Annotated in this window: 2 protein-coding genes; both read right to left on the bottom strand. The window is 52.9% G+C overall.

Translation table 11 applies throughout. The features are described from left to right. Positions 1-78 precede the first annotated feature (78 nt). Positions 79-1,032 carry a CoB--CoM heterodisulfide reductase iron-sulfur subunit B family protein gene (locus tag QMD53_07150; GenBank protein ID MDI6800412.1) on the bottom strand — a complete coding sequence of 318 codons (954 nt, stop codon included), beginning with the start codon at positions 1,030-1,032 and terminating at the stop codon, positions 79-81. Next, positions 1,032-1,739, bottom strand: coding sequence for a 4Fe-4S dicluster domain-containing protein (locus QMD53_07145; GenBank protein ID MDI6800411.1), 708 nt, complete (start codon positions 1,737-1,739; stop codon positions 1,032-1,034). Before QMD53_07145 ends, QMD53_07150 begins: the two co-directional genes overlap by 1 nt. Positions 1,740-1,798: the final 59 nt, after the last annotated feature.

The following is a 1,798-nucleotide window of genomic DNA, read 5'->3' as shown; positions in this document are numbered from 1 at the left end:
CGACCCCGCACTCCTCCTTTATCTCCCTTGCAAATGAGGTATCTAGTTTTAATGCTTCCATGAAGAGTCTTCCCTCCCTTATATCTTGTTCTTGTGGACCTTCTCGATGAAGGGCATGACATTTACGTTATGGGTCTTAATCCCCAGATCCTTGACCGGATCGCCGCCAAGCACCAGGGTGATGAGCTGAGCATAATTTAGGACCGGGATGTTGAACTCCTCGCCGGCAAGCTCGGTGAGCGGCTTCTGATAGTAGTCCAGGTTGAGCGAACAGCCGGGGCATTGGACCAGAAGGAGATCTGGTTTCTTCGCCTTCATGCTGCGAAGTTTTCTCAGCATGACCGTCCTGGAGTAGTCGCGATTGAGCAAGGTATGACGAAAACCCATGCCGCAGCAGAGGGTCTTTTCGGTATAATCGACCGGAGTCGCCCCGAAGACTTGCGCGATCTTATCCAAGACGATGGGGTGCTCCCAGTCGCCGGTCGCCACATCCGAGTAGAAGATCTTGGTGTAATGGCAGCCATGGTGAGTGGCTATACGGAGGCCATCCAGTGAATACTTGGCCATCTCTTTCAGTTTTTCCCGATGAGCGTAGAAGGCTTCGGTCGCATGGAAGACCTGAGCGTCGCCCTTATATTCCTTGCCGAATTTGGCCAGTATCTTGTTGGCCGCCTCCCTCTCGTTCTCATGATGATCGAGGTGCTCCTTGCACTCCTTGATGTTGCCGTAGGAGGTGGGGCAGACGCAGATGGCGTTCTTGTTCTTCTCTTCCGCCTCCATCAGGGCAAAGTTTCTGGCGGCAATCGTCACGTTGGTATCCCAAGGGATCACGTCGCAGTGATAGCCAAAACCACTGCAGCATGTCTGATCGGGATTTTCGGTGTAGTCGCAGCCTAGCTTGTTCAAGATGAACCTGATTGAGCAATCCACCCCCGGAAAGAGGCTGCTCATGATGCAGCTCTTGAAGAGGTAGTAATTATCCTTGACGATATCCTTATCCCCGTGAAGCAGGGGCACTCTGGTCTGTTGCATTATTTATCTCCTCCTTCATTCTTCCAGGCCGGCTTGAAGTAGTCGAACGGGCCCAGTTCTTTGACGAACTCCTCCAGCGAGACGCCTTCGGTCTCAAACTTATCACGAAAGGCCTTAAAGAAGGTCTCGTCCAGTATTATTTGAAGCTCCTTGATGGCCTCGTCGGAGATGGGGACCTGGCGGGCGTCTTCGGGAAGATAGCCGAGCTCCTTTCTGATCTCTTTCATGTTCTTCCACATCTCAACTGTATCCTTGCCGAACTCATCGATGAAGTCGTCCCAGACCAGATCGGGACCGAATCCGTAGCCCCGGTTGTAGAGGCTCCAGAGAAGGACGGTGGCATACGGGATCTTCTTAAGGCCATAGCCACGAAGACAAGAAAGGTGGCGCAGGATCATGATGACCTGGCCGGGGTTATTGCCGCGCGGACACCTAGACTGACAGGTATAGCACTGGCCGCACTCCCAGATGCGATCCCCTTTAAGCAGCTCCTCTAGGTTGCCTTCATAGAGTTCCCTCATCATCTCGCGGGGATTGAACTCGTAGATGCGGGCGGCCGGGCAGGAGGCCGTGCAGGTTGCGCACTGCATGCACTCCAAAAAGCCGCTTGGACATCTCACGTCATCCATGACTTCCTGAAGCGTATCGGCCATGATCGGTTTGCGTTTTGATTTCGACTTCTCTTCTAAGATCTTTATCTCGCTCATTTATCTAACCTCCAAGTAGCGCGCCGACCTCGGCCAGCACTTGATTGTCTTTATAGTGA

The organism is Actinomycetota bacterium (assembly GCA_030017835.1).
Classification (GTDB): domain Bacteria; phylum Actinomycetota; class Aquicultoria; order UBA3085; family Oleimmundimicrobiaceae; genus Yes70-04.
Note: the sequence above shows the minus strand (reverse complement) of the source record. Positions and strands in the feature narration are given on the sequence as shown.